This window comes from Pseudanabaena biceps PCC 7429, assembly GCF_000332215.1.
In the GTDB taxonomy this organism is placed as follows: Bacteria; Cyanobacteriota; Cyanobacteriia; order Pseudanabaenales; family Pseudanabaenaceae; genus Pseudanabaena; species Pseudanabaena biceps.
Genome location: NZ_ALWB01000228.1, coordinates 1 through 8,229 on the forward strand (window position 1 = coordinate 1; position 8,229 = coordinate 8,229).

General features: G+C 46.0%; 8 protein-coding genes. 3 read left to right on the top strand and 5 right to left on the bottom strand.

The features are described from left to right. Both PSE7429_RS27325 and PSE7429_RS19080 read left to right on the top strand, forming a co-directional pair. Nucleotides 1-242, top strand: a 242-nt coding sequence (locus PSE7429_RS27325) for a hypothetical protein (RefSeq protein WP_040689592.1), incomplete at its 5' end; no start/stop codon positions are given. Nucleotides 243-390: 148 nt separating this feature from the next. Beyond that, nucleotides 391-1,068, top strand: a complete 678-nt coding sequence (locus PSE7429_RS19080) for a potassium channel family protein (protein ID WP_009628973.1) — start codon at nt 391-393, stop codon at nt 1,066-1,068. On the opposite strand, the gene PSE7429_RS19085 is transcribed toward PSE7429_RS19080, so the two are convergent. The 5 genes from PSE7429_RS19085 to PSE7429_RS19105 form a co-directional block, all read right to left on the bottom strand. Then, nucleotides 1,065-2,687 carry a cation:proton antiporter gene (locus tag PSE7429_RS19085; RefSeq protein WP_009628974.1) on the bottom strand — a complete coding sequence of 541 codons (1,623 nt, stop codon included), beginning with the start codon at nt 2,685-2,687 and terminating at the stop codon, nt 1,065-1,067. The two genes, PSE7429_RS19080 and PSE7429_RS19085, sit on opposite strands and share 4 nt — an antisense overlap. Nucleotides 2,688-2,780: 93 nt before the next feature. Beyond that, nucleotides 2,781-3,470, bottom strand: a complete 690-nt coding sequence (locus tag PSE7429_RS19090; RefSeq protein WP_009628975.1) for an ABC transporter ATP-binding protein — start codon at nt 3,468-3,470, stop codon at nt 2,781-2,783. A 37-nt stretch (nt 3,471-3,507) separates the two neighbouring features. Then, nucleotides 3,508-4,794, bottom strand: a complete 1,287-nt coding sequence (locus PSE7429_RS19095) for an ABC transporter permease (RefSeq protein ID WP_009628976.1) — start codon at nt 4,792-4,794, stop codon at nt 3,508-3,510. 8 nt (nt 4,795-4,802) lie between these two features. After that, complete coding sequence (locus PSE7429_RS19100) at nt 4,803-6,209, bottom strand: efflux RND transporter periplasmic adaptor subunit (protein ID WP_009628977.1); 1,407 nt, start codon at nt 6,207-6,209, stop codon at nt 4,803-4,805. Nucleotides 6,210-6,421: 212 nt separating this feature from the next. Beyond that, nucleotides 6,422-7,033 carry a DedA family protein gene (locus PSE7429_RS19105; protein ID WP_009628978.1) on the bottom strand — a complete coding sequence of 204 codons (612 nt, stop codon included), beginning with the start codon at nt 7,031-7,033 and terminating at the stop codon, nt 6,422-6,424. A 558-nt stretch (nt 7,034-7,591) separates the two neighbouring features. Here PSE7429_RS19105 and PSE7429_RS19110 point away from each other — a divergent pair. Continuing rightward, complete coding sequence (locus tag PSE7429_RS19110; RefSeq protein WP_009628979.1) at nt 7,592-8,140, top strand: hypothetical protein; 549 nt, start codon at nt 7,592-7,594, stop codon at nt 8,138-8,140. The last annotated feature ends 89 nt before the right edge of the window (nt 8,141-8,229 follow it).

Consider the following 8,229-nt stretch of genomic DNA (forward strand, 5'->3'; position numbering starts at 1 on the left):
TCCTGCCTGCCAACGCTACTATCTACTCCCTGTGCCTGTTTCGTAATTGTTTTTTTCTTCCATTACGAGCGGAATGTGGGATAAAACCCCAAGAATTGACTGGCGGCGCGAAGCACCGCCAGTCAATTCTTGGGGTTTATGTCCTAGTACAAGGCGACAGCTATCAAAAACTTCTTGGGGGTTCTTTTGTTCAAGACAAGAATAGTTGTAAAAATAAGAGTAAAAATAAGACCAGAGCCTAAACCGTCTAAGTAGCTAGGCGCAAAACATAAAACCCCAAAAGCTGTAGCGCACGCGCAGCGTGCGCTACAGCTTTTGATTCTGGGTTTTAATTATGCCCAGCCACTTACTGTACGGTCGGCTTTGCCGTAACTTTAGTCGAGGAATGATATGTATATTCTGATTGGTGGGGCAGGAATGATGGGTTTAGACCTAGCCCGTACCCTCCTCCATATGGGACATACGATCGCCGTGATCGACACCGATCCCATCGCCTGTCAATATGCCCGCCAAAAAATTGGGGTGATGGCTTTTGAAGGGAGTGCAGTTAACACGACCGTCTTATTAGAAGCAGGAATTCGCAAATGTAATGCTTTTATTGCCGCATTACGGGAAGATGCCCTGAACCTAGCCATTGTGACTCTATCCAAACATTATGGCGTACCCCAAATCATGGTACGCATGAGCGATCGCGACTTTGAGGAACCCTATCAACTAGCGGGAGCAACCCATATTATCGGCACATTGGAACTTGCCATTTCACGGATTGTCAATGCGATCGAATATCCTCAAGTCGATGCGATGATGCATTTTGAGCAGGGTCAAGTCGAAGTCGTCAAACTATCAATTCCGCAGCTTTGTGCCATTGTCGGCTTGACGGTCGCCGAGATCGCCCAAAACCCCCAATTCCCTACAGGGACGCTCATCATCGGCTATCAAGCCCATCCCCACGAAGATTTAATCGTTCCCAATGGCAGCACTATTTTAGAAGGGGGCTCGACAATTCTGGTGGTTACGAAACCGAGTCTTGTGAGGCAAATGTTGGACTTTATGGGGCTATGTGCCTAGTCTTCCCTCAGGGAAAGGAGCTTTTCATTGAGTACTTTGAGATAACTATGCCCAGCCTCATCGGAAAGCAATCCTTTGCGAATGGCATCATTAATCGCCACCTTTTCCGCAAGATAGAGGCGGCGGCGCAATCCATCTAGATAATTTTGCTCCTCTGGGTTTTCGTGGCGATCACTAATGCGTTGATTGTAAATATCGCGTAGTTCATGCTCGGAGGTGGCAATCTTAGCTTGATAGCTGGCAAATAGCTCCTCATATACCGATTTTTGTAAACTCCCCGACTCTAACAGATTCGCTAACTCCTTTTGGGCAGCTTTTGAGGCGATCAGATTTAACTGAAGGGATTCAATTTGTTGCTTCGTTGGCGATGGACTAGATAGATTTAACTTCTTCACAAACCAAGATAGACTCAATCCCTGACCCACTAAGGAGATTAGTACCGTACTAAAGACAAGGGCGATCGCTTGCGTGCGGTCGGGCAAAGCAAAGGGAAGACTCAGGGCAAGCGCCATCGATAGCGAACCTTTGACATTGCCCAGAATTAAGACATGTTGCCAACGTAAGGGGATCGGGCGATCGAAGAAACTCAGTCCGTAGAGCAAGGGATAGATCGCGACAATCCGTCCGATTTGATAGGCAAAAACCGCAAACAACGCCGCAGGAGCGGTACTCAAAAGCGATAATGGCGCTACTTCAATCCCCACTAATAAAAAGATAAAGGTGTTCGCCCCAAAAGCCGCATATTCCCAGAAATTCAGCAAACTCACCTCCGTGGGAGCCGAGGTTTGGCGAAAGCCAAGGTTGCCAATTACCAATCCCGCAATCATTACAGCGATCGCACTGGAAACTCCCAAAGCATGACCGATCTGAAAAGTCCCCAAGGACACTGCAACCGTCAACAAAATATTACTAAGCGCGTCATCCGACTGCTGAAACAGCCCCACACAGAGATAGCCCAGTCCTAGTCCCAAAATACTGCCCCCGACAAAGGCAATAAAAATCTGCTGTAGTCCTTCCCCAAGCGTAAAGGAACCCTGCATAAAAATCGTAGTAATCATACTAAGCAGAACTAAAGCAATCCCATCGTTAAAGAGGCTTTCTCCTTCCACAATGGTGGCAAGTGGTCGCGGGACAGTCACATTCCTAAAGGCAATAATTACCGAAACAGTATCCGTAATCGTTAAAATTACGCCAACGGCACTAGCGGTAATCCAAGCTAGATTAATGCCAAACTTGAGTAATGTCGCAGTAATCGTCGCTGATAAAATTACTCCAGGACCTGCGAGCAACAAAATCGGCTTAATCGTACTGCGCAGACGACTGATATCGGTATTGATCGAGGCTTCAAAGATCAAGATTGGCAGAAATAGATTGAGGATCACTTCAGGATTTAAGCCAATGGAAGCAGGTAGTATATGTTTGGGAATCGCTAAGCCTGCTAAGACTAGCCCCACAACGTAGGATATCCGCAATCGTCTCGTAATCAGAGCAACGGCTGTTGCCACAATTAACAGAATAATTAATGTATTGACTAATCCAGTAAATTCGCTGGAGTTTTTCGAGAGGGTCTGCTCTAGTGGAGGACTATTTAAAGCATTAACAAAAAGATAACCGATCAAGGTAGTTGCACTAATGATAGAGCGATAGCTATTCTCATTAAAGTTAGGACATAAAAACCAGAAAGTAAAGGCAGATCACTTTAGGAGATCACTTTAGGAGATTACTTCGGGAACGTTTTCTGGCTTTAAAATCAAGCCATCTTGAATGCGGATAATCCGCCGAGTTCTCTCTGCCACATCATGTTCGTGGGTAACTAGAACGATGGTAATTCCCTGTGAATTTAAATCCCCCAATAGTTCCATTACCTCATGGGAAGTTTGGGTATCGAGCGCTCCCGTCGGTTCGTCGGCAAGTATTAGTGCAGGACGATTAGCCAAGGCTCGGGCGATCGCTACTCGTTGTTGCTGTCCTCCCGATAATTGATTGGGACGATTGAGTAGGCGATCGCTAAGTCCCACCTTCGTAAGGGCTTCCGTCGCGAGTCGATGGCGTTTCTCCTTAGGAATATTGGAATAAATCATCGGCAACATCACATTCTCGATCGCTGTCGATCTTGAGAGTAAATTAAATTGCTGAAAAACAAAACCAATGCGGCGATTGCGGATAAAGGCTAACTCATCATCGTTATAGGTGGTTAATTCCCGATCTTCAAGATAGTATTTGCCAGAGGTAGGGCGATCCAGACAACCGATAATATTCATCAATGTGGATTTGCCCGACCCTGACATCCCCATGATTGCCGCATATTCTCCCGACTGAATTTCCAGATCGATGCCTTTGAGAATGGGAACATTCACTTCGCCAAGACGATAGGCTTTACGAATATTTTCTAATCGAATCATAGGTGTTCCGTAATTTTAATCACTTCTTAATCGCTTCTTAATCACTTCTGAGGGCTTGAATCGGATCTAACTTCGCGGCACTTCGGGCGGGAATTACGCCTGCCACTAGTCCCACCATCATTGACAAACCAAATCCAGCGACTACTGACCAGATCGATACCAAAAAGGGAAATTGAAAAATTGTTGCCGAACCGTAGGCGATCGCAATTCCTAAAGCAATCCCAACTACACCGCCCAATCCTGACACTAAAATCGCCTCAGTCAAAAACTGGTTGAGAATCGCCGATCGCGTCGCGCCGAGAGCTTTTCTAACCCCAATTTCACGGGTGCGCTCCACGACCGAGACTAGCATAATATTGGCGATACCAATGCCGCCAACCACCAAAGAGATCGCGGCGATCGCGCCCACCATCAGAGTCAGTAAGCCGACGATATTGGTAAAAGCGCTTAAAATATCCGTCTGATTTACGATCCGAAAATCATCGGGCTGGGGTGGGAAAATTTTATGCCGCAACCTTAGGAGATTCGTCAATTGAAATTGAGCTGCCTCAAGTTCTGCCTCATCCAGAGCTTGCACCCAAAACCCACTGACGGATATACCCTGTAAAGCATTATTGCCGACCTGTCTTGCTGACATATTCTTGAGCGGGATGTAAACGCGATCGTCCTGATCGAATCCCCCCGTTGACCCTTTCGACTCCATCACCCCAATTACTTGATATTGTTCCCCTTGGATCCGAATCCTCTGACCGATCGCATTGCTCCGACCAAACAGATCCGAGCGCACCTTAGAACCCAGCACCACCAAAGATTTTGCATTATCGATATCTTCCTGTTCAAAATATCGACCTTCCGTAGGGAAAGTATTTCTAATCGGTGAATAATTAACATCGGTACCAATTACGGTTGTTGATGTATTTTGATTCTCAAAGGAAACCTGTCGGGTGCGTTGCAAGTAGGCAGAAACTAACTTTACCGCAGGAGCCTTGGCAACCGCTTGAGCATCTTCTAAGGTCAAGGTGGAAGCAGATCCTCCGCCCTGATTCACGCCGCCCGTTCTCGCCGCCCCTGTGAGGACATTGATCGAATTTGTGCCAAGGGCTTGTAGTTGATTTTCGGTAGCCTTCTGAATGCCCTGTCCGACCGAAGTAATCGCAATCACCGCCGCAATGCCAATAATTACACCCAACATCGTCAAAGCAGTTCGCAAGCGGTTATTCCATAGGGATTCTGCTGCCATTGTCAGAATCTCGGTAAAGGGAACCTTAGCAACTTGAAGGCGTTGTTGGGCAATTAATTTGGAGATAGGTTTAGCATTTTGCATGGCTTCATCTAACCCCGACTGCGCTGCGGTGAAGGGGAAAGTCCGGGAATACCACTGGGATTAGTCTTCGGTCGTGAACCTTCTGGGAACGAGACAAAGATTTTTTCATTACCCGTTAAGCCCGACTTCACTTCGGTTTTATCATCAACGGTCACCCCAGTTTCAATGGCAGTAAAGACGGGCGTTTCACTCTGATCAGTCTTGACATATACACCCGTACTACCCTGTTGTCTGACGATCGCGACAGTGGGAACGACCAATACATCCTTGAGTTGTCCTGCCTTAAATTCTAAGCTGGCGTTCATTCCCGACCGTAACATTTGCTTGTCTTGGGATGTAATCTCAGCCTTGACTTCAAAACTAGTAACGTTTTGATTGACGATCGCTTGCGGTGAAATCGAGACCACACGACCGCTAAATTTCTTATTAGGATAGGCATCGACCTGCACTGTAACTTCCTGTCCAATGGCGATCTGGGCAATATTCGACTCAGCAACATTCGCTACAACTTGATTATTGCTGGCTAGAGCCAAAATCGAAGAAGCGGTTGCCGAACTGACCGAACTGCTAGAAGTAGTAGGGGTAACAAATGCCCCAGGATCGGCATACTTGCGTAACACAACTCCATCAAAGGGGGCGCGAATAATAGTGTCCTCCAATTGTGCTTGGACGATTTGGAGCGAACCTGCGGCCGATACGACTTGAGCCTGAGCGCGATCGATTTCTTCAGGACGAGCTCCTGCTTGTTGGAGAGCTAATGCTTCGCGTACCTGCGCGACTCTAGCGCGATTTGCCTCCGTCGTGGTTCTGGCATTGTCCAGATCGCGGGAAGAAATCGCCCCTTCTTTGTAAAGTTGTTGATTTTGGCGATAAATAATCTCTGATTGTTCGAGGGTCGCTTGGGCATTACTCAGGTTTGCTTGCGCTTGAGCGATGTCCTGAGCGCGATTTCCCGCATTTAGGAGATCGAGACTAGCTTGAGCTGCCGCGAGCTGTCCATCGGCTTGGGTAACTTGCCCTAAAGTATTGGACTCATCCATATAGGCAAGGATCTGCCCCTCCCTCACCGTCTGTCCTTCTTTCACTAACAGGCTTTTGAGTCTGCCAGAGCTTTTGGGGCTGACATTAATTGACTTCTCAGGTTGAATTGTGCCATTAGCGGTCACGATAATCGGTAAATCTGCGCGTTTAATGGCGATCGTCCTTTCGCGCTTACGACTATCTTTGTTGTTGGCGGGAGCCGTTAATTGGGTATAGGCATAGTAGCCACCACCGCTCGTGACGAGCAATATCAGTAAGATCACAAGGCGCGATCGCCATCGTCCCATAAACTTTTTTTTAGGGCTATGCTCGGGAAAATCGGATAGATCGTCCAGCAATGCCTCATCCTTGGGTTCTAGCTTCTCTGATTGCATGAGAGTTACGTTAATCACTATTAGGTTTAGACTCTTATATCCGCCCAAAGGGTCAAATTATCGCGGTAAGTTAAGTGGGCTTAATTAAATATAAAACCCTAAACCCTGCGGCGCACGCTGCGCGTGCGCCGCAGGGCTTAGCCTTGGATTTTAATTATGCCTAGCTACTTATACCAGTTTCCAAAATGGCGTTGCCATTTTGGAAACTGGTATTACTGGGATTTTTGCCGTAGACGATAGCCAATAAATACTGCGATCGCGATGAGCACGCCGAAGACCACGACTTTAGTAATTACATCAATGTATTTTTCCACTAGAGCGTAGTTTTTGCCCAAAAAGTAACCCGCATAGGTTAATAAAGCTACCCATCCCACGGTTCCAATTGTCGAATAGAGAAAGAAAGGAACGAGCGGCATTTTGCTGATGCCTGCGGGAATAGAAATCAAAGTGCGAATGCCAGGAACTAAGCGCCCAAATAGTACCGCCTTAGATCCATGCTTCTGAAACCAAGTTACTGATTTATCAATATCATCGCCAGAAATTCCAATCCATTTCCCGTAACGTCCTGCCAATATTTGTAAACGCTGTTGTCCCAATAGCAACCCTGCATAGTACCAAGGGATTGCACCCAAAATCGTACCAACTACCCCAACTGCGATCGCGGGAATCACCTGAATTGTGGAATTGGGCAAAGTAGCCGTATAGCCTGCAAGGGGCATAATCAGCTCCGAGGGAATGGGGGGAAACAGATTTTCGAGAAACATCAGTAAGCCGATCCCCAGATAGCCTAGGGAATTCATTGTGTTTGTAATCCATTCCGTCATCGCAATTGCTCAATATAGATGATGGTAAGTAGTTCAGCATGATAAAAAACAAAGCCAGAGAGAGTACCGCCCGCTACGCGGGCAGTACTCTCTTCTAGATTTTAAGTTTACTTATGCTTAGCTACTTAACCAAGTTTCAATTTTATATATTAGAGCGAGCTGCCGCCTATCTTTACCTATCTACAGAGCTTTGCGCTCAAACCCCAAACCAAGGAAATTATTGAAAGCGTTGCTTTGCAATGCTTTCAATAATTTCCTTATGGTTTGTTTGATCGATAATTATTGATTGGCGGCGCTTCACGCTGCCAATCAATTTTTGGTTTTTATGTCCTAGTACACTTGGCGACAGCTTTACTTATTTTTACTTATTCTAAAGTCAAGAAATAGTGCTGCGGGGCAAAGCTCAGCAGCACTATTTCTTGACTGGTAAGGAAGTAAGCTACTTAGCAATACCAATTTTAGAAATTGGTATATTTAAGATTAAGTTATGGATTGTCACCATGCAGCTCAGATTTAAATTAAATAAATTTTGCTAAGGCGTATTTAGCCTTATTGCTAATGAAAAAGTCTTTTGTTTATCGCACTCTCCAAATTGCTACTGCGGTAGCAGTTTATAGCGCTATTTCTGTATGGGCCTCGACAAACCATGTCGATAACGTTACCAATACTATTACCAATATCAATTCGTTCGTGGTGATTCTCGCGATCGCTTTCATCTTTCCCTATATTTGTTTCAATGTTTTAGGGAAACTCTATACTCCGCCAGCATCGCGAAATCCTAGGCGCTCGTCAGAATCTAGCAGATCCCCATCTAGCCAAGACGATCTCAATGCGATCGACGCACCAACGCCACAAGAGCCAGAGGCAATGCTATATCGTGGTGCGCGATATAATCCAGAGGATTTAAAGCCAGCTCCTAATATTAACGAAAACAACCAAAAAACGTTTAAAACTCCCCCGAACATTAAATATCGTGGAGCCAATATCGAGAGCAGTTCCGATGATAACTCCCCAGAATCCCCAGAATCCTTTGCATCTGAAAGAAACTCTCAAAAATCTGCCAAGCCCAAGGAAAGAATGAAATATCGGGGTTCCTATATAGACTAAAACAGACTAAAACGTTAGTTCGGGCTAAACTGGCAAGTTTTAAAAGCCCAAAAGTAAAAGCCTTGCTAAGCAAGGCTTTTACTTTTGGG